We start from the raw sequence: 23,780 nt of genomic DNA, 5'->3' as shown, positions 1-23,780 counted from the left end.
GCGGTCCGCCTTTTTCTGTTTCAGCTGTGCCGCTCGGTCAGTCGAAGGGCCTCATCGGATAGGCCTCGGGCGGGGTCTCATGCAGCAGTTCGCGCACGAAGAAGTCCCAGCGACGGCGCTGATAATAGGGCACGGCGTCCAGGAAATGGTCGGCGTTCGGCACCATCAGGAAGTCGAAGTCCTTGTTGGCCTTGATCAGGGCGTCGACCAGACGCAGCGAGGCCAGGGGCGGCACATTCTCGTCCAGTTCGCCGTGGGCCACCAGCAGGCGGCCCTCCAGTTTCGGCGCCCAGGCGATGTTGGAGTTCTCATCGTAGAGCGGGCCCAGCTCGCTCCCCATCCACTGCTCGTTCCAGATGGCCTTATCCAGCCGGTTGTCGTGGTTGCCCGAGGCGGTGACGCCGACCTTATAGAACTCGGGATGGCGGGTCATGGCGCGCACCACGTCATAGCCGCCAGCCGAGAAGCCGTAGATCCCGACCCGGCCGGCGTCCATCCACGGGTTGCGGGCCGCGACGGCGCGGATGCCGGCGATGTGGTCCTCCAGCCCTACGGCGTGCAGGTTCTTGTAGGCGACCTGCTGGAAGGCGCGCGAGCGGCCCCAGGTGCCGCGCCCGTCGATGGTCACGGCGACGACCCCCAGCTGGGCGATGGAGTTGGCGTTGCGTCCGGTCATCGCCGCCTCGAAGGACTTGGGCGTCATCACATAGTGGGGCCCGGTGTAGATGTCCTCGATGATCGGATAGCGCTGGGTCGGATCGAAGTCGGCGGGCTTGAACAGGGCGCCGTAGATGGGGGTCACGCCGTCGGCGGCCATGGTCTGGAACGGCTCGGGCAGGCGATAGCCCGCGGCCAGATAGGCGCTGACGTCGGCACGGCCGAGTTCCATGAGGATGCGGCCGTCGCTGGAACGACGCAGGACCGAGCGGGTCGGCTGGTCGATGGTCGACATATTGTCCACGAAGTAGCGGCCGTCGGGCGAGACCGAGACGTCGTGATCCATGGCCTCGGGCGTCAGCAGGCGCGGTTGTCCGCCCGCCAGGGGCGCCGAATAGAGATGGCGCAGATAGGGGTCGCGTCCCGCCTCTCGGCCCGAGCCGACCACCAGAACGCGCCGGGACTTGTGATCCTCGCCCGCCACCGTCCGGGCGCGCCAGTCGCCCGAGGTCAGCTGACGCCGCGCGCCCGTCTCGGCGTCGACGGCGTAGACATGGGCGTAGCCGTCCGGGTCGGCGGTCCAGAAGTGGGTGTTCGACTTGTCGTCGTAGGACCAGAAGTGACCGTAAAAGTCGACATAGGTGTCGGACCTGTCCTCGGTCAGCAGTCGGACCTCGCCGGTCGCCGCCTCGATGCGATTCAACTGCAGGGCGCCATAGCCGCGCGTCGGGGCGCGTTCGAACACGGCGCGGCTGTCGGCGCTCCATTCATACCAGGGTCCGCCGTAGTAGAGGACCGGCCGCGCCGGTGTCTTCATGGGGATACGCTGTCCGCTCTCGACCTCGAAGAAGACACCCTCGGCCGTCGGAATCTCGGCGTCGCCGGTCAGGGGATAGAGGTAGTCCAGGACCCGCGGCGGCCCGCCGTCCTTCGGCGCGGACTGGACCAGCGACAGGCGCCGGGCATGGTCGCGGTTGATGCGGTAGGTGACGATGTAGCGCGAATCCGGCGACCAGCGGATCGCCGGGGCCGTCGTGGGCTCCGACGTGCCCTGGGCCGCCATGTCTTTCAGATTGATCAGGGGCTGGGCGTAGGGCGAGGCGGCGCCGTCCTGGGTCAGCCGCCGCTCGGCGCCGTCCGCAGTCGAGACGATGATCAGGTCGCCGTCCCGCACCTCGGCGCGCCAGCGGCCGTCGGGCGAGACCACGCCCTTGGCCGCCTCGGCCGCCGCCTCGATCACGTTGGTCGCGGGATCGAAGCGCCAGTTGCGGCCGTCGTAAGCGAACTCCAGCTTGCGGGTCTTGTCGTCGACCTTGAGCCCCTTGAGCTGCAGATCCTTGCGCGCCAGCGACTTGCCCGAGGCGGCGACCAGTTGCGCTGTCAGGGCGTCGTGGTCGAACAGGGGTCGGGTCTGGCCCGAGGTCGGGTCGACCAGCACATAGTCGCGCCCCTCCGCCGTGCGGCGTTCAAACCAGAATTCGGCGCCGTCGCCGATCCATTGCGGCCGGACGCTCAGGCCGAAGATCAGCTCGTCGACGTGCTGGGGCAGTACGGCCTCGGCGCGGGCGTAGACGGCGGGCGACATGGCGGCGGGCGCGGCGGCTTCGACGCTCGCGAAGGCCGGCGTGGCGAAGACCGGGGCGACGGTCAGGGGCGCGGCGCTGCTCATCAGCAGCACGGCCAGGGCGGGTAGGCGCTTCATGAAGTTTCCCCCTTAAAATCGGATACAGTATTCGATAAATCGCAGTCGTGAAGCTGATCGCTGTCGGCGTCAAGCGCCGCTGTCGTTCGGCGAGGCTTGATGTTTCACGCATACTTCGACAGCATCGTATACGATTTTAGGCGGGAGAATGATGTGAGCGTATTCGAGGCCCAGGAGACGGTGGTCCTGTCGATCGACGAGGTGTTCGCCCTGTCGCGGCGCGTGCTGACGGGGGCGGGTCTGTCGGCGGCGCACGCCGAGGCGGTGGCCCGGGCCCTGACGGCAGGCGAGCGGGATGAGTGCGCTTCGCATGGTCTCTATCGTCTGCCGGGCTGCGTCATGACCATGCGCTCGGGAAAGATGTCGCTGGACGCCGAGCCGGTGATCGAGGACGTCTCGCCCGCCCTGGTGCGGGCCGATGCGGGCTACGCCTATTCCCTGCTGGCCTTCGAGCGCGCCGCCCCCCTGCTGGTGGAAAAGGCCAAGACGGTCGGGGTGGCGGCCCTGGTCATCAACAACTGCTTCCACTTCTCGGCCCTGTGGCCCGAGATCGAGCACCTGACCGGGAGGGGCGTGGCGGCCCTGGCCATGACGCCCAGCCATTCCTGGGTGGCGCCGGCGGGCGGCAAGCGGGGCCTGCTGGGCACCAATCCGATCGCCTTCGGCTGGCCGCGTCCGGGGCCCCACCCGTACGTCTTCGACTTCGCCACCAGCGCCATCGCGCGCGGGGACATGTCGCTGCACGACATCGCCGGCAAGCCGATCCCGGAGGGCTGGGGCGTCGACGCCGAGGGCCGCCCCACGACCAGCGCCCGTGCGGCCCTGGACGGGGCCATGCTGACCTTCGGCGGGCACAAGGGCTCGGCCCTGTCGACCATGATCGAACTGATGGCGGGGCCGTTGATCGGCGATCTGACCAGCCGTGAATCCATGGCCTTTGACGACGGCGACAAGGCGGCGCCCATGCACGGCGAACTGATCCTGGCCTTCGACCCGGCGATCATGGGCGGCGGCGATCCCGAGGCGAACGCCGCTAGGGCCGAGGCCCTGTTCGCCGCCTTCGCCGACCAGGGCGCGCGCCTGCCGTCGCAGCGCCGCTACGAGGCCCGCGCCCGCAGTCTGGAGCGCGGGGTGCGCACGCCCAAGGTTCTCTACGACCAGATCATGGCCCTGGGCTTCTGACGCCTTGCCGTTCCGCCCTGCCTGTCTTCACGAAAGAAAACCCATGACCACCCCCATCGAACTGAGCCACTGGATCAACGGCGAACGCCGGGGGGCGGGAAGGGGCGAGAGCCTGAACCCGTCCGACACCCGCGAGGTGGTGGCCCTGGCGCCGAACGGCGGCGCGGCCGAGGTGGACGAGGCGGTCGCGGCGGCCTCGGCCGCCTTCGACGGCTGGGCCAACGCCTCGCCCGAGGTGCGCTCCGACGTGCTGGACCGGGCCGGAACCTTGCTGATGGAGCGCCGCGAAGTCGTCGGCCGCCTGCTGTCGCGCGAAGAGGGCAAGACCCTGGCGGAGGGCATCGGCGAGACGGCGCGCGCCGCCCGTATCCTGAAGTACTTCGCCGGGGAGGCCCTGCGGCTGCACGGTCAGAACCTGGCCTCGACCCGGCTCGGCGTCGAGGTGCAGACCTATCGCCAGCCGGTCGGGGTGTTCGGCCTGATCACGCCTTGGAACTTCCCCATCGCCATCCCGGCGTGGAAGGCGGCGCCCGCGCTGGCCTTCGGCAATACGGTGGTGATGAAGCCGGCCAGCCACACCCCGGCCACCGCCGAGGCCCTGGTCGCCATCCTGCATGAAGCCGGCCTGCCCAAGGGCGTGTTGAACCTGGTCATCGGCGGCGGTCGCGTGGGTCAGGCCATCGTCGACCACAAGGATGTGGCGGGTGTCAGCTTCACCGGCTCGCAGAAGGTCGGTGCGGGCGTCGCGGCAGGCGCCGTCGCGCGACAGGCGCGGGTGCAGCTGGAAATGGGCGGCAAGAACCCGTTGATCGTGCTGGACGACGCCGATCTGGACCGGGCCGTGGCCATCGCCCTGGACGGCAGCTTCTTCGCCACGGGCCAGCGTTGCACCGCCTCCAGCCGCCTGATCGTGCAGGACGGCATCCACGACCGCTTCGTCGCCGCCCTGGCCGAGAAGGTCGCCGCCTTGCGCGTCGGCCACGCCCTTGATCCTGAAACCCAGGTCGGCCCGGCGGTCAGCGAGGATCAGCGCGAGACCTCCTATCGCTACATGGAGCTGGCCGCCTTCGAGGGCGGTCAGGTCGTCGCCGGGGGCGAGCGTCTGACCCGCGACGCGCCCGGCTGGTACGTCCAGCCGACCCTGATCGCCGACACTGATCCGGCCATGCGCATCAACACCGAGGAGGTCTTCGGCCCCGTCGCTTCGACCATCCGGGTCAAGGACTACGAGGAGGCCCTGACGATCGCCAACGGGACCGAGTTCGGCCTGTCGGCGGGCATCGTCACCCAGTCGCTGAAGCACGCCCGCGACTTCCAGAAACGGGCCAGGGCGGGGATGACCATGGTCAATCTGGCCACCGCCGGGGTCGACTATCACGTGCCGTTCGGCGGCACGAAGGGCTCGTCCTACGGCCCGCGCGAACAGGGCTTCGCCGCCGCCGATTTCTTCACGCTCACAAAGACCAGCTACAGCGTGGGATAGGCGGCTATTCGCTTGACTTCGTTGGTATTTGAATATCGTATACGAAAATAATCTGCTTAGGAGGAATGGCTTATGGCCAAGGCGAAGCTGGACTGGACCGGAGTCATCCCGGCGGCGACCACTCAATTCGACGAGGGGCTGGCGGTTGATCTGGACGCCACCCAGAAGGTGCTGGACGGCCTGATCAAGGACGGCGTCGACGGCATCATCGTCATGGGCACGGTCGGCGAGAACAACTCGCTGGAGCCGGACGAAAAGCGCGCCGTCCTCAAGGCGGCGGTCGAGGTCGCGGACGGCCGCGTGCCGATCATCACCGGGGTCAGTGAAATGACCACGGCCCGCGCCGAGGTCTACGCCCGGGACGCCGAGGCTATCGGCGTGGACGCCCTGATGGTGCTGCCGGCCATGGTCTACATGCCGTCGGCCGAGGAACTGGAGGCCCACTTCCGCGCCGTGGCGGCGGCCAGCAGCCTGCCCATCATGCTCTACAACAACCCGACGATGTACCGGATCGCGCTGACCAACGCAGACCTGAAGCGCCTGTCGGACGTGCCCAACATCGTGGCCCTGAAAGAAAGCGCGCCAGACTCGCGGCGCATCACCGACATCTTCAACGAACTGGGCGACCGCTATTCCGTCATGGTCGGCCTGGACGACGTGGCGCTGGAAGGCCTGGTGCTGGGCGCCAAGGGCTGGGTCTCGGGCCTGACCAACGCCTTCCCTGAGGAATCCGTGGCCCTGGTCAAGGCGGTCAAGGACGGCGATCTGGCCCGCGCGGTCGAGATCTACCGCTGGTTCATGCCCTTGCTGCACCTCGACGCCGTGTCGGACCTGGTGCAGTCGATCAAGCTGTCGGAGGCCATCATGGGGCGGGGCAACGAGCGGGTTCGCATGCCGCGCATGCCCTTGACGGGCGCGCGCCGGGCTGAAGTCATCGCCATGGTCGAGAAGGCGGCGGCGACGCGGCCTGTCGGCTCGGGCAAGGCCCTCAAGATCGTCTGATCAGGAGCATTGATGCGCGACGTCTTCTTCTGCATTGACGGTCATACCGCTGGCAACCCGGTTCGCCTGGTCGCCGGCGGCGCGCCCCTGTTGTCGGGGGCCAGCATGGCCGAGCGGCGGCTCGACTTCCTCGACCGCTACGACTGGATCCGGACGTCGCTGTGCTTCGAACCGCGCGGTCACGACATGATGAGCGGCGGGTTCCTCTACCCGCCGACCTTGCCCGACGCCGATGCGGGCATCCTGTTCATCGAGACCAGCGGCTGCCTGCCCATGTGCGGCCACGGGACCATCGGCATGATCACCTTCGGGCTCGAGCACGGCCTGATCCGGCCACGCTCGCCCGGACAATTGAAGATCGAGGTTCCGGCCGGCGTCCTGGACATCGCCTATGAGACCGAGGGCGACCGCGTCACCTCGGTGCGCATCCGCAACGTCCCGGCCTATCTGGCGGCGGAAGGCATAGAGATCGAGGCGCCGGGCTTCGGCCCGTTGAAGGTCGATGTCGCCTACGGCGGCAACTACTACGCCATCGTCGAACCGCAGGGTTCCTACACGGGCCTGGACGACCTGGGCGCCAGCCGCATTATCGAACTGAGCGGCCTGGTGCGCGAGCAAGTCCGCGCGGCCTTCCAGCCAGTCCACCCGGAAGAGCCGTCGATCAACGGCGTCAGCCACGTCCTGTGGGCCGACAAGCCGAAAGGCGCGGGAGCTGACGGCCGCAACGCCGTCTTCTATGGCGACAAGGCCATCGACCGCAGCCCCTGCGGCACCGGCACCTCGGCGCGGCTGGCCCACCTGCACGCCAAGGGACGTTTGAAGGTCGGCGAGGCCTTCGTCCATGAAAGCTACATCTGCAGCCGCTTCATCGGCCGGGTCGAGGCCGAGACGACGGTGGGCGACTACAAGGCCATCATCCCCTCGATCGAGGGCTCGGCGGTCGCTACGGGATTCAACACCATCTGGGTGGATCGCCGAGACGCTTTCTGGAAGGGGTTCCAGGTCGTCTGACGCATTCCGCGTCGTAATTGTGGCCATCGCGCGCTATGGGTGAAACTGGGCGTCCGGCCCAGTCGACTCGATAGACCGCATGGCCGCATCCCCGCTTGAAGTCCGCACCCTGTCCGACCGTCTGATGGAGGTGGTGCGCGACATGATCCTGTCCGGCGCGATCCCGCCGGACGTGCCGATCCGTCAGGATGCCCTGGCGGCGGATTTGAACGTCTCCAAGATTCCGCTGCGCGAGGCCCTGGTGCGGCTGGAGCAGGACGGACTGGTGGTGTCGCACGCCAACCGAGGCTTCTTCGTGCGCGGCATGAGCGCAACCGAGGCCGAAGAGATCTATGAGCTGCGTTTGAAGCTGGAGCCCGAGGCCACGGCCCAGGCCAGCCTCGCCGCCAACGAAGAGCAGCGCGCCGCCGCGCAGCGCGTGCTGGCCGAACTGGACGCCGCCGCCGCCGCCCATCTGCCCAGCGTCGGCCCGCTCAACCGGGCCTTCCACATGGCCCTGACCCAGCCCGGCGGACGAATCCTGACGGCTGAAATCACCGCGCGCCTGCACGTCATGGCCGACCGCTATGTGCGCAAGCACCTTGAAAACAAGGATCGCCACGTGACGGCGGCGGCCGAGCATCATGAGATCCTGCAGGCCTGGCTGGATCGCGACGCCAAGACCGTTCGCCGCCTGGTGGCCGAACATCTGGAGCATACTCTGCGCGATCTGCGCGAGGAATTTGGCCAGACCGGCACGGCGCCGGCCGTCGCGGGCCGTAGCCGCAGGCGCGCCTAGGGCGTTTTCCTGCGCGCATCGGTGCGGGCGGAACGCAGCGATTTCGCCATCGGGGTTTACCGGCCTTGCCGGGCGATCTGAAGCGTGAGAGAAACAGGCCTAAATCAGATACGATATACGTTTTGACATGACCTTTTTCGCACCTTCCGCCGCCCCCATCACCGCTGACGAGCGGGGCGCCCGCATTCAGGCCCTGGCCGCGCGGCTGCAGGCGCAGGGCCTGTCGGCCCTGCTGCTCGGTCCGACAGCCTCGCTGCGCTATTTCACTGGCCTGGACTGGCATCCGTCAGAGCGCCTGACGGGCGCCCTGATCCATGCGGACGGACGGCTGGAATACATCTGTCCCCGGTTCGAGCTGGACAAGATCGCAGGTCTGACCTCGGCGCCGAATGCGGTGGCGGGCGAGATCCTGACCTGGGAAGAGGAAGAAAGCCCCTATGCCCTGGTGGCCGGTCGTCTGGAGGCTGGCGCACGGCTGGCGGTCGATGATCAGGCGGCGGCCTTCATCTGGCTGGGCCTGAGCAAGGCCATGGGCGCGGACCGCGTGGTCGACGGCGGTCCGTTGATCACGGCCCTGCGCAGTCTCAAGTCTCCGGCCGAGATCGCCCTTCTGACCCGCGCCAAGGCCATCACCCTGGAGGTGCAGCGCCGCACCCGTCACTGGCTGAAGGCAGGCGTCCTGACCTCCGAGGTCAAGCGCTTCATCGACGCCGAGCACCGCAAGCTGGGCGGCGAGGGCGGGTCCTGGTTCTGTCTGGTCTCGTTCGGCGACGACACCTGCCTGCCGCATGGCGGCGAGGGCGACCGGGCCCTGCAGGTAGACGACGTGGTGCTGATCGACACCGGCACGCTTGTGGACGGCTATCACTCCGACATCACGCGCACCTATGTCTTCGGCGAACCGACGGCGGCGTTCCGCGCGGTCTGGGACCACGAGAAGGAAGCTCAGGCCCGCGCCTTTGCTGCGGCGCAGATCGGCGCGCCGTGTGAGAGCGTCGACGCTGGCGCCCGCGACTATCTAACCGGCCTCGGCTACGGCCCCGACTATCGCCTGCCGGGACTGCCGCACCGCACCGGCCACGGCATCGGTCTGGACATCCACGAGGCGCCCAATCTGGTGCGTGGCGACACGACGCCGCTGCAAGCCGGCATGTGCTTCTCCAACGAGCCCATGCTGGTGATACCGGGCCAGTTCGGGGTCCGCTTGGAAGACCACTTCTATATGAGCGAGACGGGCCCCGTCTGGTTCACTCAGCCGTCGCACAGCCTGGACGATCCCTTTGGCGAGGGCGCGTCCGCGTGACGACGCCTCGGCGTTGGGCGGTTGTCGGCGGCGGACTGGTCGGCGCGGCGATCGCCCTACGGCTGCAGGCGGCGGGGTTTGAGGTGGTGCTGATCGACCGGGGCGACGCCCGGCGCGGCGCCTCCTTCGGCAACATCGGCCACATCGCCGCCGAACAATGCGAACCCATGCCGTCGCCGGCGACGCTGAAAGGTGCGGTCGGGCGGCTGTTCGGCCTTGGCGGACCGCTGGATTTCAGGGCGCGCGACGTCGCCCTCTGGGGGCCGTGGGCGCTGCGTTTCCTCGCCGCCTCGCGGCCCGCCGCTGCGGCGCACGGGGCGGAGGTTCTGGGGCGCCTGCTAGACGATCCGCTCGGGGCCTGGACGCGGCTGGCCGCCCTGGCCCAGGCGCCCGATGATCTGATCCGCTCGACCGGCCACGCCGTGGTCTGGTCGACGCCCGAGGCGGCGCGCAAGGGGCTGGCAGCCTGGCGCGGCGCCCGCACGGGCAGCGCGACCTTCCGACCGATGGAGGCGGACGATCTGGCCGCCTACGACGGCGTCCTGGCCAGGCGTCCGGCCGGTGGCATTCGCTTCACCGGCACCGGCCAGGTCAGCGAACCGCAAAGGGTGCGCGACGCCCTGCTGGAGGCCGTCGTGCGGCGCGGCGGAAGCATGGTCCATGCCGATGTCGCCGCTGTCAGACCCGTCGCTGGTGCGGTCGAGGTCGTGCTGGCGGACGGCTCGGTCGTGGATGCGGACCGTGCGGTGGTCGCCGCCGGCGCCTGGTCGGCGCGCCTGATGGCGTCCTTGGGCGTGCGCGTCCCTCTGATCGGCGAGCGGGGCTATTCGGTGCAGTCGGCGGAACACGCCTGGCCGGAGGATCTGCCGCTGACGGTGTTTGAGGACCGCGCCCTGGCCGTGGCCCGCTTCAAGGGCGGCCTGCGCGCCTCCAGCCATGTCGAGTTCGGCGATCCGTCAGCGGCGCCGGACCCGCGCAAATGGCGTCACATCGAGACGCATCTGCAGACGCTGGGCGTCGCCTTTTCCGAGGCGCCCGACCGCTGGTGCGGGCCGCGCCCGACGCTGGCCGACTACCTGCCGGCGATCGGACGGCTGCAGGCCCATCCGGCGATCCACTACGCCTTCGGCCATCAGCACCTGGGCCTGACGCTGGCGGCCTCGACGGCGGAACTGATGGAGCAGATGGCGCTGGGACGACCGGCCCCGGCGTGGCTGGACGCCTTGCGGATCGAGCGGTTCCGTTGAGGACCGGATAGCGAAACGGCTCCGCCAGAGGCGGAGCCGAACCGGGTGTCGGACAGTGTGAGCGACGGTTAGAGCGGCGCCGTATTGGCGATCAGCCAGTCCGCCGCGAACGGATCGGAGATCAACTCGGCCAGCTCCGACCGCACGCGGGCATGGTAGCCATCGACCCAGGCGCGCTCCTCGGCGGTCAGCAGGTCCAGATCGATCAGACGTCGATCCAGCGGCACCAGAGTCATGTCGCGCAGCCGGATGAAGCCGGCGCCGTCCTCGACCACTTCGCACAGGTTTTCGATGCGAATGCCGTAGCGACCCGCTTCATAATAGCCCGGCTCATTGGTCAGGGTCATGCCCGCCGTGATGGGGGCCATGACCGGGTCCTTGCCGATCCGCTGCGGATGTTCGTGCACCGACAGGAAGTGGCCGACGCCATGTCCGGTCCCATGGTCATAGTCGAGGCCGTGCGCCCACAGGGCTTCGCGGGCGAAGGCGTCGATCTGATAGCCGCGGGTGCCGTTCGGGAAGCGCAGGGTGGCCAGGCGGATATGGCCCTTCAGCACCAGGGTGAAATGCTTGCGCCAGATGGCGGGCGGCGGGCCGAAGCAGACGGTGCGCGTCGTGTCGGTGGTGCCGTCCAGATACTGTCCGCCGGAATCGATCAGGAACAGGCTGTCGCGCCCGATCATGGCGCCGCCCTCGGCGGGCGCGTTGTAGTGGCACATGGCGCCATTGGCGTCGGCGCCGGCGATGGTGCGGAAGCTGGGGCTGACGAAATGCTCCAGTTCGCTGCGATAGCCGAGGATCTGCTCCTCGGTCTGTATTTCCGACACCGGCCGCACGGCGACCTCCGCCTCCAGCCAGGCGAGGAAGCGGACCCAGGCGACGCTGTCGCGCCGCGACGCCGCGCGCAGACCGGCCAGTTCGACCGGGTTCTTGACCGCCTTGAGCGCCGTCAGCGGATTGCCTTCGATCAGGACCGTCGCCCCGGCCTCGCGCGCCGCCGTCGCCGCTCCGACCGGCGAGAACCTGGGATCCATCGACACCCGCTCGCCGCCCCTGAGGCGCTGGCTCAGGCGCTCGAGGAAGGCCGAGGGCTCATGAAGCGTCACGCCCTCCAGCTCGAAGGCCGCGACGTCATCGCCCAGCTTGCGGGCGTCGACGAAGAGATCGACGCCGCAGGTGGCGTCGACCAGCATGAAGGCCTGAACGATGGGGTTGTCGGGCACCTCGTCGCCGCGCCAGTTGAGCAGCCAGGCGATGTTGTCGGTCTGGGTTTCGACCAGAAGGTCGGTGCGCGCCGCGCGCAGGCGCTCGGCCAGACGCTGGCGCTTCGATAGCGAAGTCTCGCCCGAACGCGAAACGGGGAAGGCGAAGGCCGGCTTGATCGGGGTGTCGGGGCGATCAACCCAGGCGCGGTCGACCGGGTTCGGCGACACTGCGCGCAGCGACGCGCCCTGTTCGATCATCGCTGGTTCGATCTGGGCGTGGACGGCGGGATTGAGGATCAGGGGGTCGTAGCCGTAGACCTCGCCCTTGGCGGCGGTGCGGGCCAGCCAGCGCTCGACCGGCTCGTCATAGAGGTGCTGCAGTTCGAAATGGGTCTGCGAGACCTCGGCCTGGGCCTGCACCGTATAGCGGCCGTCGACAAAGACGGCGGCGCGATCGCGGGTGACGACGGCCAGGCCCCAGGTGCCGGAAAAGCCCGTGGCCCAGGCCAGCCTCTCGTCGGCGATCACGACATACTCGGACTGATGGGCGTCCCAGCGCGGGATGATGAAGCCGTCCAGCCCGCTCTTCGCCATCTCGGCGCGAAGGCTGTCGAGCCGAGATGGCGTCCAGCCGGCGGCGATCTGCAGTCTGTCCATCAGGAAGCCTCAGGGTTTGAGCGGGCGATCACGCCAGGTAGTCGCCGAAACAGGCGGGCAGGGCGAAGCCGTGGGCGAAGGGGTCCTGGGCCTCCAGGATCAGCTCCGAGCGGGCCATGTAGTAGGCGCGGCCCGAGACGGCGGCGATGATCCCGCCTTCGGTCATTCGGGCGACGGCGCCCTCGAAGGCCTGACCTGACGCCCCGGCGAAGGGCAGGGCGGCGTCCGGGGCGATCTCGCCCTTGGCGTGGGCGACGGCCAGGCGCGCCGAGACGCCGCTGCCGGTAGGGCTGCGATCGATCTGGGCCTCGCCGAACCAGCAGAGATTATGCGTGAGCCGGCCCGGCGTCAGGCGGTCGCCGTCGGTCAGGATGGCGCCGTAGAGGAAGGACAGGTCCGGCTCCTCGGGGTGGCGGAAGCTGCGCGTGGCGCGCAGTTCGGCCACCAGCTTGCCGGTGGCGTGGACCAGTTGGTCCATCGGCGTCTGGTGGAAGTCGAGGCCCAGACGACTGCTGGGCAGGATGGCGTAGAAGGCGCCGCCATAGCCGATGTCGAAGGCGACCTGACCGAAGCCGTCCAGCGCGATGCTGTCGTTCAGCGACAGGGCGAAGGACTCGACGCTCTCGAACCGCACCGAGGGCGCGGCTGCCGGATCGCTGTCCGGCGCGACCTCGATAGCCACCGGGCCGCAGGGACATTCCAGGGTGAAACGGGTCTGCGTCCGGCCCTGCTGGCGGGCCCGATCATAGAGGAAGCGGCCCAGGGCGACGGTGGCGTGGCCGCACATCGTCGAATAGCCCGAGTTGTGGGTGAACAGTACGGCGGCGTCGTAGGCGGGATGGCTGGGCGGGACCAGGATGGCCCCGTACATGTCGGCGTGGCCGCGGGGCTCCAGCATCATGGCGCGGCGCAGATGGTCGAACCGGTCGCCCATGGTGCGGCGTTTCTGCAGGATCGTGTCGCCGGCGATGTTGAGTTGCGTCGCGTCGAAGATGCGCACCGGCTCGCCCGCCGTATGCATGTCGATGACGGCGAGACGCTCCGCCCTCAGTCCCAAGTCGTTGACCACTCGCTGCTCCCTCTCAACGCGTTGCCGGATCAGATATCGTATACTATAATGGCATGCAAAGCATTATTGCTGGAGCCCGGAGCGCTGATGGGGAGGCGGCTCTGAGGCTGATCAGTCTGCGTTATTCTGGAGGGGATAATGAAGCGTCCGAACCTTCGTGCCAGGGTCCTGCCCGGGGTCGCGTCATGACCGAGAGCGTGGACATCCGCGCCGCGGCCGTGACCCCAGCCTCGCCCCCTTCTGCACCTGCGCCTGTCGATGCATCGGGTCGCCGACTGTTCGGTCATCCGGCGGGCCTCTGGTATCTGGCCTTCACCGAGGCGTGGGAGCGGTTCTCCTACTACGGCATGCAGACCCTGCTGGTCCTCTACATGGTCGGTCAGCTGCTTCAGCCGGGCCATATCGAGAATGTCGCCGGTTTCGGCGGCTTCCGCGCCGCGCTGGAGGCCGTCTATGGGCCGCTGTCGATCCAGGCGCTCGCCTCGGCGGTGTTCGGCATCTACACGGGGCTGGTCTATCTGACGCCGGTGCTGGGCGGGCTGGTCGCCGACCGCTGGCTGGGGCGAACCCGGACGATCCTGCTGGGCGGGGCGCTGATGACCATCGGCCATTTCCTGATGGCCTTCGACGTCTCCTTCCTGGGAGCGCTGCTGTGTCTGGCGATCGGCACCGGCTGCTTCAAGGGCAACATCGCGGTCCAGGTCGGCGCCCTCTACCCGCCCGAGGACAACGCGCGCGCCGACGCCTTCCAAATCTTCTATCTGGGCATCAGCGCCGGAGTGATCGCCTCGCCGCTGGTCTGCGGCACCCTGGGCGAGGTCTTCGGCTGGCACTACGGGTTCGCGGCGGCGGGCGTCGGCATGGCCGTGGGCCTCGCGATCTACATGGCGGGCGCACGCCATCTTCCGGCTGAGCCGAAGATCGTCGTCCAGAAAAAGGAGGAGCGTCTGCGCCTGTCGGCGACCGATTGGCGTGTTCTGGCTCTGCTGCTGGCGATGCTGCCCGTTCTGGCCCTGGCCCTGCTCGGCAACCAGCAGATCTTCAACGCCTATATGATCTGGGCGCAGGCCAGCTACGACTTCACCCTGTTCGGCCGCACCATGCCGACCAGCTGGCTGATCACCTTCGACGCGGCCGCCTCGGTCGCCATGCTAGCGCTGTCGGTCCTGTTCTGGCGGGTCTGGTCGCGTCGCTTCGCCGAGCCGGTCGAGATCACCAAGCTGGCCATCGGCGCCGTGATGACCGTGGTTGCCTTCCTGCTGCTGGCGGCGGCGGCCCAGGCGGCGGGCGGCGGCAAGATCAGCCTGTGGTGGGCGGTGGCCTTCCACATCATCAACAGCATCGGTTTCGCGCACCTCGTCCCGGTCGCCCTGGCCCTCTATGTCCGCATGGCGCCGCAAGCCGTCGGGGCGACCATCGTCGGAATTTTCTATCTGCACCTTTTCGTGGCGAACAATCTGGTGGGGTGGGTCGGTACGCGACTGGAGACCATGAACGCGGACCGCTTCTGGCTGCTTCACGCCGTCGTCGTGGGCGTCAGCGCCGTGATCCTGTTGGCGCTGCGCGGGCCGGTGAAACGGGCGTTGGCCAAGGCGGCCGAGGGGCCGCTTGACCGCGTCTAGACGCGGCGTCTGGCGGAGGACCATGAACTGCCCCGGGCGATCCCAGGGGGCTAATCTAGTTCTAGGGAATGCGCGTCGCGCCGGTGATCTTGCACAGATAGTCCGTCTGGGCGCGCCCGGTGGTGGCGCCGCTGGGGGTCAGGATGCCGCCGCGCGCCGTGCACTCGGCCTCAAGCTTGTCGAGGTCCTGCTGATAGGTCGGTATGGCCTTGCCGGTGGCGCAGGCGCCGAGGACCAGAGGGGAGGCGAGGGCGGCGAGGATGAGGACTGCGCGCATGATGGGGCTCCTTGCGACTGACGGCTTAACGGTTCGCCGAGGGCGGACGTTCCGCCAGCCGCCCCCTTGATGCAAGGCGTTCTTCAGAACGCCAATACCCCCAGGTGCTCCAGCAGGATCTTGAGGCCCAGCGCGATCAGGGCGACGCCGCCGACCAGTTCGACGATCTTGCCCAGCCGCGTGCCCGCCGCCTTGCCGATCAGCAGGCCCAGGGTGGCCAGGGCGAAGGTGGTCAGGCCGATGCAGGCGGCGATCAGCCAGATGTTCTCGCCCAGCAGGGCCAGGCCGACGCCGACCGCGCCCGCATCGATGCTGGTGCCGACGGCGGTGGCCACCAGGGCGACCAGGCCGCGCGAAACGGCCTTCTTGGCTTCGGCGGCTTCCTTGTTGTCGTCCTCGGGCTTCAGCGCCTCCCAGATCATCTTGCCGCCGACCGCGCCCAGCAGACCAAAGGCGATCCAGTGGTCGATGGCGGCGACGAAGCTGGCGGCGGCGATGCCCAGGGCGAAGCCGATCAGCGGCGTGATGGCCTCGATCACCCCGAACACCAGACCCGAGCGCAGGGCTTGCGGCAGGGTGGGGCGGTGCTGCGCCCCGCGGCCGATGGCGGCGGCGAAGGCGTCGGCGGACATGCTCAGCGACAGGATGGCGATGGCGACAGGGGTCATGGACAGTAGACTCAGCCGGGCGCGTGACAGCACGTCCGGGCGCAGGCCGGCTCGGCCCCCGGATCGTGCTGGTCTCGCTAGGCGGATGAGATCCGCTGATCGCGCCATGCCCCCTGCGGAGGCAAGTATGTTGACACGATCCCGGCTGACAGACGCCGGAAGCTACTCCCCAACGCGGCGGGCTTTAGCCGCCGGGGCGGCGCGGATCAACCGTTTGGCGCTCGGACAGACTATTTCCTGGGGCGTACAAAATGCGGCTGAAATGGCCAAAGGCGACAGGAGGCCCCATCTGTGCTAGACGCCTCGCCTTCACCTCCGCCGCAGGATATCCAGCCTTGAGCATCACGCTCGACCTTTCGCGTGCTTCCGCCCCCGCCAACGGTATTGGCAAAGCCCCCGTCAACCTGTCCGGTCTGACGCGCGAGGGCCTGCGCAATGCGCTGATCGAAGCGAACATCTGCCCGCCCGAGAAGGCCAAGATGCGCGCCTCGCAGGTCTGGCGCTGGATCCACCACTACGGCGTCACTGACTTCGCCCTGATGAGCGACATCGGCAAGGAGACCCGCGCGGCCTTGGGTGAGGCCTTCACCCTGGCCCGCCCCGAGATCGTCGAGCGTCAGATCTCCAAGGACGGCACGCGCAAATACCTGATCCGCACCGCGCCGGGCATCGAGGTCGAGGCCGTCTATATTCCCGACGTGGGCCGGGCCGGTGCCCTGTGCGTCTCCTCCCAGGTCGGCTGCACCCTGAACTGCACCTTCTGCCACACCGGCACGCAGAAGCTGGTGCGCAACCTGACCACGGCCGAGATCGTGGCCCAGGTCCAGGTGGCCCGCGACGACCTGGAGGAATGGCCGTCGCCCAAGGAAGACCGCCGCCTGTCCAACATCGTCTTCATGGGCATGGGCGAGCCGCTCTACAATCTGGACAGCGTCTCCGACGCCATCGACATCATTTCGGACAACGAGGGCATCGCCCTGTCGCGGCGCCGCATCACGGTCTCGACCTCGGGCGTGGTGCCGCAGTTGCAGGCCCTGGGCGACCGCACGGCGGCCATGCTGGCGATCAGCCTGCACGCCACCAACGACGCCCTGCGCGACGTCCTGGTGCCGCTGAACAAGAAATATCCGCTGGACCAGCTGATGGCCGCCATCCGCGCCTATCCGGGTCTGGCCAACACCCGCCGCGTGACGTTCGAGTACGTCATGCTGAAGGGCGTCAACGACAGCCCCGACGAGGCCCGCGCCCTGGTCAAGCTGATCGAGGGCATCCCCTCCAAGGTCAATCTGATCCCGTTCAACCCCTGGCCCGGCACCGACTATGAGTGCTCGGACTGGAAGACGATCGAACGCTTCGCCGCCATCCTGAACAAGGCTGGCTACGCTTCGCCCATCCGCACCCCGCGCGGCCGCGACATCCTGGCCGCCTGCGGCCAGCTCAAGTCCGAGAGCGAGAAGCAGCGGGCCTCGGCGCGTCTCAAGGCCGAGCGCGAGGCTGACGCGGACGACGCCGCGGCGGCATGATGTCGCCATCATGTGCGTAACACCGTTTTCTTGAACGACTGTGGCCCCGATGCTCTAGCGGAGCCCTGTTCGCTTGGGCATGGGTGTTTTGCTTTCGTTCCGTTTTCAGCAGGGGGCTGCGGGCTCGCACATCATGGACGCGTCGTCTTTGCCCAGCGTGCTGTCGAGTCCCGAGGTTCAGGCCTTCGCCACCGGCTTTCCAATCCTGGTCCTGCATCTGGTCGTGACCTTCGGTCTGCTGGCGATCGGGGCGACCGTCTATGCCCTGCTGACGCCGTGGCGCGAGGTGGCGCTGATCCGTCAGGGCAATCCCGCCGCCGCCGTGGCCTTTTCCGGGGTGCTGGTCGGGCTGGCCATTCCGCTGGCCGTCTCCCTGTCGATCTCGACCTCGATCCGCGACATCGCCATCTGGGGCGTGGCGACGGTGGTGCTGCAACTGCTGGCCTTCCGCGTCGTCGACCTGATGTTGACCGGCCTGCCGCAGCGCATCGAGAAGGGCGAGGTCGCCGCCGCCGTGGTGCTGGCGGGCGCCAAGCTGGCCACGGCCCTGATCCTGGCCGCCGCCCTGACGGGTTGAGGGCGGCGCCGTGATGGGCTTTCCGCGCCTTCCCGACTGGACCATCTATGCGGCGGTGATCGGCGCCCTGCTGATTGTCTCCCTGGGTCGTCGCGAAAAGGCCGACGCCCCCCACCTGCCCGAGGACGACGAGGCCCACGGCCCCCTGCTGGGACCGGTGACGCCGTTCGACCCTTCAGTCACTGTCTTCGCCCCCGAAGAGTCCGAACAGCCGACCTCCGGCACCGCTTTTTCAATCGCCGGCGACGGGCGCTGGGTCACGGCACGGCATGTGGTCGAGGGCTGTCGCCGCCCGGCCCTGGTGATCGGCGGCGGGCGGGCGCTGGCCGCCGACGTCCGGCTGGCAGAGCGCGCTGACGTGGCTTTGCTGCTGACGGAGGGCGGGCCGCCCGCCCTGCCGGTCGCCGCCCAGACGCCGCTGCGCAAGGGCCAACGCGCCTTCCACCCGGGCTTCCCGCAGGGCCATCCCGGCGAAGTGGCCTCGCGCCTGCTGGGTCGCGAGACGCTGAAGGTCCGGGGACGGGGCGAGCGCGACGAGCCGGTGCTGGCCTGGGCCGAGGCCGGGCGCACCAAGGGCCTGAAGGGGACGCTGTCAGGCCTGTCGGGCGCCCCGGTGCTGGACGGCCGGGGCCGGGTTCTGGGCGTGACCATCGCCGAGGCTCCGCGCCGGGGTCTGATCTACACCACTGCGCCCGACACCTTCGTCCCCGCAATCCGCGGCGAACAGCGCGCCGACGAAAAGGCCCTGGGCGAGGCGGTCAACACCGACAACTACGGCAAGGTCGCCGACCGCCTCCGCCGCGATCTGCGCGTGGCCCAGGTGGTCTGTCTGACGGCTTGAGATGTTAGTGCGGCGCGCCGTGCGCTTCGATCCACTTCGCCTTGACCGCGTTGATTGATGCGCGAGGAAGGTTTGACATCGGTTCAGCGTAGCGTTGCAGCATGATGGCGGCGTTGGAGTCTCCGGCTTCGGCCGCTATTTCCACATAGGCCGCGCCGGTCACTGGTTCGCTCTCTCCGCCCTCTCCGACGAAGGTCATCATGCCCAACCCGCGAAGAGCGTGGGCGGAGCCTTGTCTGGCGGCTCGCTCATACCAGAGCCGCGCTTCGGCGGGGGTCGGTTTCACGCCCTGGCCAAGGGCCAGCATGACGGCGAGCGAGATCATGCCGTCCTCGTGCCCCTGTTCCGCAGATTTCCGAACGTAGCGGTAGGCAAGCGCCGGGTCGGCCGGGACGCCCTCGCCGGACAGCAGCATCATGCCGAGGTTCCATTGCGCGCGGGCGTCGTCGGCGTCAGCGGCGATCTTCAGATGGATGAAGGCGGCGTTGGCATCGACCGGAATACCCCAGCCATTGCGATAGGCGCGTCCCAGCAAGAACCGGGCGTCCGTGTTGAGGGGGTCGTTCTTGACTGCGAGCGCCATCAGGCGAGAGCCTCGTCCAAGATCCTGTTTTACGCCCTGTCCGAACAGATAGGCTCGGCCCATGGGGTAGGCTGCGAAGGCTTGTTGAGGTTCGTCGAGTCCCTGCAGCATGGCGAAGGCTTCTGCGTCGTCCGTATCGATATCGTTCAACAGTCGCCGCATGCCGATGTTCAATCGCGCGTTCTGCGACCCGCCGACGAGGGCTTGGGCCCAAAGGCGTTCTGACCGCTCAGGGTCGCCTCCGGCGATTTCCAGGGCCGAGGCCAATGACGCGGTCGCTTCGACATCGCCGGCGGCTGACAGCGGTTCCAGGGCGGCTACCGCTGCAACGGGGTCGGATTGAAGCAGCGTCAGGGCGTCGTCCAGCGGATCGAGCGCGGATGAGAGCGCCTGAACGGGCAAGCCGGTCAGCCAGATGGTTCCAGCCGCCATCAGCGCGGCCACGGCTCTGTTCGACATAGCAAGGTTCTCCGATTTCCAGCTTGGCCGGAAATCGGAGGCCGTGGCAAGGGGCGCTTAGCGCAGTGTGGCGCTGTTCAGGTTCAGGTCGGTCAGAGGGATGACCTCGACGTTGGGGTATTTGGCGCGCAGGGCGTCGATGAACTTGGACGCGTCACCGACGATGACCAGGCTGGCGCGGTCGGTGGGCAGGTGTTCGGCGAAGGCGGCCTCGACCTGTTGCGGAGTGACCGAGCGCACGTTGCCGGCGTAGTCGGCCAGATCGCTCATCGGCAGGTCGTAGAGGGCCAGGTTGGCGACCAGGCCGCCCAGACCGTCCACCGTCTCCAGCGAGCGACCGAAGCCGCCGATCAGGGTGGCGCGGCGCGGGGCCAGTTCGGCCTCGGTCGCCGGGGTCGTGCCCAGCTTGCCGACCTCGGCCAGGATCAGGTCGGCCACCTCGGTCGCCGTCTCGTTCTTGGTCTGGGTCGAGGCGGTGAAGACGCCGACGTCCTGCTGGGCGCCGACCGAAGAGCGGGCGCCGTAGGACAGGCCGCGCTTGATGCGGATTTCCTGATTGAGGCGCGACGAGAAGCCGCCGCCCAGCAGGGTGTTGCCCAGGGTAAGGGGGAAGTAGTCGGCGTCGGTGCGCTTGATGCCGCGAATGGCGGCGGTGACGGCGGCCTGACCTGCGCCCGGCTGGTCGATGACGACGATGCGCGGCGGCAGGGTGGGACCGGCCTTGGCGGCGGGGGCGGGGGCGGCGGTCGACGGGTCGCGCCAGTCGCCGAAGGCCTGTTGCGCCAGTTCGCGGGCCTCGGCCGGGGTCACGGCGCCCGAGAAGACGATGGTGGCCTGCGACGGGCGATAGCGGGCGGCGTGGAAGGCGGTCACGTCGTCACGGGTGATGGCCGGGACGCTGGTCAGGGTGCCGCCGCCGGGCGCGCCGTAAGGGGCGTCGCCGTAGATGACGCGGCCGACCGACTGGGCGGCGATGGAGCCGGGCTGGCTGAGGGCCACGCGCAGACCGTCCAGGGTCTGCGACTGCTGACGCTCCAATTCCTCGGCGGCGAAGGCCGGGTGGCGCACCAGATCAGCCATCAGGCTCAGCGAGCGGCCGAACACGTCCTTGGGCGCATTGGCGTAGACATTGGTGAAGTCAGCGCCGGAGCCCGCGCCGATATTGGCGCCCAGCTGTTCGATGGCGGTGGCGATCTCGGGCGCCGACTTGGTGGTCGTGCCCTGGGTCAGCAGGCCGGCGGTCATGGCGGCGACGCCGGGCTTGCCCGCCGGATCATTGGCCGAACCGGCGTTGAAGTTGAGGCGGGCCGAGACCAGCGGCAGGCCGTCGGTCGGGGCGACCAGCACCCGCATGCCGTTGGCCAGGCGGAAGTCGGCCACGGCTGGGGTGGACGGGGCCACCTCGGCGCCCGGCTGGGGCAGGCGGGCGCGTTGGGCTTCGGGAAGCAGGACAGCGACGGGGCCGGCGGGGGCCAGTTCGGCCACGGTGACGGGGGCGCTGACGTTCATCTTCTGCACGCTGGCGGGATGCTCGTCGTCGGCGGGCAGGTAGTTGATGGTGATCTGGCGCTGCGGCGTCAGATAGCGGCGGGCCACGCGCTGCACGTCGGCGGCGGTGACGGCCTGGAACTCAGCGATCTCGCGGTCGGCGGCGGTGGCGTCGCCGGTCATGATCAGGGCCATGCCCAGGGTGGTGGCGCGGTCGTCGATGCTCTCGCGGCCGCGCAGGGCGTTGGCGACCAGTTCGTTCTTGGCCTCGCTCAGTTCGGCGGCGGTGATCGGCGCGTCGCGCAGGCGGGCGATCTCGACCTCAAGGGCCTCCTTGCCGGCCTCGACTGTCTGGCCGTCGGCCATGATGGCGTAGGCGGTCAGGTTGCCGGCCTGCTGGGCGAAGTCGGGGTTGGAGCCGATCGAGGCGGCGATCTGCTGATCATAGACCAGCGAACGATAGAGGCGGCTGCTTTCGCCGGTGGACAGCACCCCATCCAGCACGGTCAGGGCGGCGCGGTCGGCGTCGCGATAGGCCACGGTGTTCCAGGCCAGGACCACGGCGGGCAGGGGCACGTTGGGCGCGTAATAGGTGGCGGTGCGCGGGCCGGTCGGCTCGGGCTCTTTCACATCATTGACCGGCATGGGCGTGGCCGGGCGTTGCAGCGGGGCGAAGTATTCGTTCACCCAGCCGTCCAACTGGGCCTGATCGAAGTTGCCGGCCACGATCAGCATGGCGTTGTCGGGCCGATAATAGGTGGCGTGGAAGCGCAGGACGTCGTCCAACGTCGAGGCGTTCAGCTCCTCGATCGAGCCGATGCCCGGGCGGCGATAGGGGTGGTCCTGATAGATGGTCTCGGGCGTGAACAGGCCGAACAGGCGGCCGTAGGGGCTGGCCAGAATGCGCTGGCGGTATTCCTCCTTCACCACGTCGCGCTCGGAGACGAAGGTCGGCTCGTCGACCACCAGCGAGCCCATGCGGTCGGCCTCGGCGAAGAGGATGCGCTGCAGGTGGTTGGCGGGGACCACCTCGTAATAGGCGGTGACGTCGTCGGCGGTGAAGGCGTTGTTCATGCCGCCGACGTCCTCGGTCAGACGGTCGAAGGTCTCCGACGGCATGTTCCTGGTCGACTTGAACAGCAGGTGTTCGAACAGGTGAGCGAAGCCCGAGCGGCCCGCCGGATCGTCCTTGGACCCCACGCGGTACCAGACCTGGACCGTGACGTTCGAGGTCGAGGCGTCGCGGGCGGTATAGACCTCCATGCCGTTGGCCAGGACGCGCTTGTGGAAGCCCAGCGGCGGGACGGCGACGCCGCCCTGTGCGACGGTGGTTACGGTCGCGGGCGCTGCGCCCTCAGCGAAGGCGGCGGCGGGCAGGCCCAGCAGCAGGGCCGAGGCGCAGGCGGTCAGGATCAGGCGGGTCTTCATGGGCGTCAGGTTCCGGTCGCCCCGCAAGCGGCGCCGGGGGCAGTTGACCGGACCCTATCAGCGTCAAATCCCGCCGCGCACCTTACGGTGCTGTAATGAAGCGCGGCGGGTGCGACCTCAGGCCGGCTGGTCGAAGACCTGGACCCCGATCTCGCCGTCGGTGGTCAGCCAGGCGCGCTTCATGCCCTGGCTGTTGTAGGGCTGGGCGATGTTGCCTTCGCGGTCCAGGGCGATCAGGCCGCCGTCGCCGCCCAGACCGCCGATGCGGTCGATCACGGCTTGTGACGCCTCGGCCAGAGACTGACCGGCGGCCACACCGAAGGCGGTGCGGGCGGCGGCGGCGACGCGGATGAAATACTCGCCCTGACCGGTGCAGGAGACTGCGGCGTGGTCGTCGGCCCAGGTTCCGGCGGCGGGAATGGGGGTGTCGCCGACGCGGCCCGGCATCTTGCCGAAGACGCCCGCCGTCGAGGTGGCGGCGGCCAGACGGCCCTCGCTGTCCAGAACGCAGCAGCCGACGGTGCCGTGGCTGAGGCCGCTGGGCGGATGATTGTCCTCGCCCTGGCCGGCGCGGGTGAACCAGGCCTCTTCGTCGCCGATCGGCTCCAGCCCTTGATCATGGGCGAACAGGGCGGCGCCTTCGCCGGCCAGCATGACGTGGGGTGTGCGGTCCATCACGGCGCGGGCGGCGACGACCGGGTTGCGGAAGCCCTGCAGGGCGGCGACCGCCCCGGCCTTGCCCGAGGCGCCGTCCATGAGGCTGGCGTCCAGCTCATAGGCGCCCGCCAGGTTGGGCGAGGCGCCGCGACCGGCGACATAGAGGCCGGAGTCTTCCAGCATGACCACGGCCTCGACCGCCACGTCCACAGCCGAGGCCCCGGCGTCCAACCGCGCCTTCATCGCCTCGACCACCTGGCGCATATGCACGACCTCGGCGTCGTAGTTGCGCTCGCGCCGGGCCCCGGCGCCGCCGTGGAGGATGAGGGCGGTTCGCGCCATGGTCGTCTCCTGAAAGTCT

Annotated in this window: 19 protein-coding genes; 11 read left to right on the top strand and 8 right to left on the bottom strand. The window is 68.7% G+C overall.

Features of this window, described 5'->3' with window-relative positions; all coding sequences use genetic code 11:
* Positions 1-37: 37 nt before the first annotated feature.
* Positions 38-2,359, bottom strand: coding sequence for a DPP IV N-terminal domain-containing protein (locus ACIQTU_RS15120; protein WP_400548922.1), 2,322 nt, complete (start codon positions 2,357-2,359; stop codon positions 38-40).
* Positions 2,360-2,512: 153 nt separating this feature from the next.
* Here ACIQTU_RS15120 and ACIQTU_RS15115 point away from each other — a divergent pair, with 153 nt between their 5' ends.
* The 7 genes from ACIQTU_RS15115 (at position 2,513) to ACIQTU_RS15085 (ending at position 10,365) form a co-directional block, all read left to right on the top strand.
* Positions 2,513-3,541, top strand: coding sequence for an Ldh family oxidoreductase (locus tag ACIQTU_RS15115; protein WP_400548919.1), 1,029 nt, complete (start codon positions 2,513-2,515; stop codon positions 3,539-3,541).
* A gap of 43 nt (positions 3,542-3,584) precedes the next feature.
* The gene (locus ACIQTU_RS15110; RefSeq protein ID WP_400548915.1) at positions 3,585-5,024 is read left to right on the top strand and encodes an aldehyde dehydrogenase family protein; all 1,440 of its coding nucleotides are present in this window, start codon (positions 3,585-3,587) and stop codon (positions 5,022-5,024) included.
* Between the two features lie 72 nt (positions 5,025-5,096).
* Complete coding sequence (locus tag ACIQTU_RS15105; protein WP_400548912.1) at positions 5,097-6,026, top strand: dihydrodipicolinate synthase family protein; 930 nt, start codon at positions 5,097-5,099, stop codon at positions 6,024-6,026.
* Positions 6,027-6,038: 12 nt separating this feature from the next.
* Complete coding sequence (locus ACIQTU_RS15100; RefSeq protein ID WP_400548909.1) at positions 6,039-7,037, top strand: 4-hydroxyproline epimerase; 999 nt, start codon at positions 6,039-6,041, stop codon at positions 7,035-7,037.
* A 79-nt stretch (positions 7,038-7,116) separates the two neighbouring features.
* On the top strand, positions 7,117-7,815 hold the full coding sequence (locus tag ACIQTU_RS15095) for a GntR family transcriptional regulator (RefSeq protein ID WP_400548906.1): 699 nt from the start codon (positions 7,117-7,119) through the stop codon (positions 7,813-7,815).
* A gap of 127 nt (positions 7,816-7,942) precedes the next feature.
* The gene (locus tag ACIQTU_RS15090; protein ID WP_400548903.1) at positions 7,943-9,118 is read left to right on the top strand and encodes a M24 family metallopeptidase; all 1,176 of its coding nucleotides are present in this window, start codon (positions 7,943-7,945) and stop codon (positions 9,116-9,118) included.
* Positions 9,115-10,365: an NAD(P)/FAD-dependent oxidoreductase gene (locus ACIQTU_RS15085; RefSeq protein ID WP_400548900.1), complete on the top strand. Its 1,251-nt coding sequence runs from the start codon at positions 9,115-9,117 to the stop codon at positions 10,363-10,365. The genes ACIQTU_RS15090 and ACIQTU_RS15085 overlap by 4 nt, the downstream gene beginning before the upstream one ends.
* A gap of 68 nt (positions 10,366-10,433) precedes the next feature.
* Here ACIQTU_RS15085 and ACIQTU_RS15080 read toward each other — a convergent pair whose 3' ends face one another.
* Complete coding sequence (locus tag ACIQTU_RS15080; protein WP_400548897.1) at positions 10,434-12,227, bottom strand: aminopeptidase P family protein; 1,794 nt, start codon at positions 12,225-12,227, stop codon at positions 10,434-10,436.
* 28 nt (positions 12,228-12,255) lie between these two features.
* Positions 12,256-13,296 carry a proline racemase family protein gene (locus tag ACIQTU_RS15075; protein ID WP_400548894.1) on the bottom strand — a complete coding sequence of 347 codons (1,041 nt, stop codon included), beginning with the start codon at positions 13,294-13,296 and terminating at the stop codon, positions 12,256-12,258.
* A 185-nt stretch (positions 13,297-13,481) separates the two neighbouring features.
* Between ACIQTU_RS15075 and ACIQTU_RS15070 the strand changes: the two genes are divergently transcribed.
* Complete coding sequence (locus ACIQTU_RS15070) at positions 13,482-14,918, top strand: peptide MFS transporter (RefSeq protein ID WP_400548891.1); 1,437 nt, start codon at positions 13,482-13,484, stop codon at positions 14,916-14,918.
* A gap of 61 nt (positions 14,919-14,979) precedes the next feature.
* On the opposite strand, the gene ACIQTU_RS15065 is transcribed toward ACIQTU_RS15070, so the two are convergent.
* Complete coding sequence (locus tag ACIQTU_RS15065) at positions 14,980-15,195, bottom strand: hypothetical protein (protein ID WP_400548889.1); 216 nt, start codon at positions 15,193-15,195, stop codon at positions 14,980-14,982.
* Positions 15,196-15,278: 83 nt separating this feature from the next.
* On the bottom strand, positions 15,279-15,863 hold the full coding sequence (locus ACIQTU_RS15060; RefSeq protein WP_400548886.1) for a manganese efflux pump MntP family protein: 585 nt from the start codon (positions 15,861-15,863) through the stop codon (positions 15,279-15,281).
* Between the two features lie 335 nt (positions 15,864-16,198).
* On the opposite strand from ACIQTU_RS15060, the gene rlmN reads away from it, so the two are divergent.
* The 3 genes from rlmN to ACIQTU_RS15045 all read left to right on the top strand — a co-directional run bounded on the left by rlmN (position 16,199) and on the right by ACIQTU_RS15045 (position 18,804).
* The gene (rlmN, locus tag ACIQTU_RS15055) at positions 16,199-17,386 is read left to right on the top strand and encodes a 23S rRNA (adenine(2503)-C(2))-methyltransferase RlmN (protein ID WP_400548883.1); all 1,188 of its coding nucleotides are present in this window, start codon (positions 16,199-16,201) and stop codon (positions 17,384-17,386) included.
* Between the two features lie 133 nt (positions 17,387-17,519).
* Complete coding sequence (locus ACIQTU_RS15050; protein WP_400548880.1) at positions 17,520-17,963, top strand: DUF350 domain-containing protein; 444 nt, start codon at positions 17,520-17,522, stop codon at positions 17,961-17,963.
* A 13-nt stretch (positions 17,964-17,976) separates the two neighbouring features.
* The gene (locus tag ACIQTU_RS15045; RefSeq protein WP_400548877.1) at positions 17,977-18,804 is read left to right on the top strand and encodes a serine protease; all 828 of its coding nucleotides are present in this window, start codon (positions 17,977-17,979) and stop codon (positions 18,802-18,804) included.
* A gap of 4 nt (positions 18,805-18,808) precedes the next feature.
* Here the strand turns inward: ACIQTU_RS15045 and ACIQTU_RS15040 are convergent, their stop codons facing one another.
* From ACIQTU_RS15040 to ACIQTU_RS15030, 3 genes are all read right to left on the bottom strand, one after another.
* Entirely contained in the window at positions 18,809-19,846 is a 1,038-nt protein-coding gene (locus ACIQTU_RS15040; RefSeq protein WP_400548874.1) for a tetratricopeptide repeat protein, read from the bottom strand.
* A 57-nt stretch (positions 19,847-19,903) separates the two neighbouring features.
* Entirely contained in the window at positions 19,904-22,762 is a 2,859-nt protein-coding gene (locus ACIQTU_RS15035; RefSeq protein ID WP_400548871.1) for a M16 family metallopeptidase, read from the bottom strand.
* A gap of 117 nt (positions 22,763-22,879) precedes the next feature.
* Positions 22,880-23,761: an isoaspartyl peptidase/L-asparaginase family protein gene (locus tag ACIQTU_RS15030; protein WP_400548868.1), complete on the bottom strand. Its 882-nt coding sequence runs from the start codon at positions 23,759-23,761 to the stop codon at positions 22,880-22,882.
* Positions 23,762-23,780: the final 19 nt, after the last annotated feature.

The organism is Brevundimonas sp. NPDC090276 (genome assembly GCF_044772165.1).
In the GTDB taxonomy this organism is placed as follows: Bacteria; Pseudomonadota; Alphaproteobacteria; order Caulobacterales; family Caulobacteraceae; genus Brevundimonas.
The sequence above is the reverse complement of the archived record's forward strand: the minus strand, read 5'-3'. Positions and strand labels throughout refer to the sequence as shown.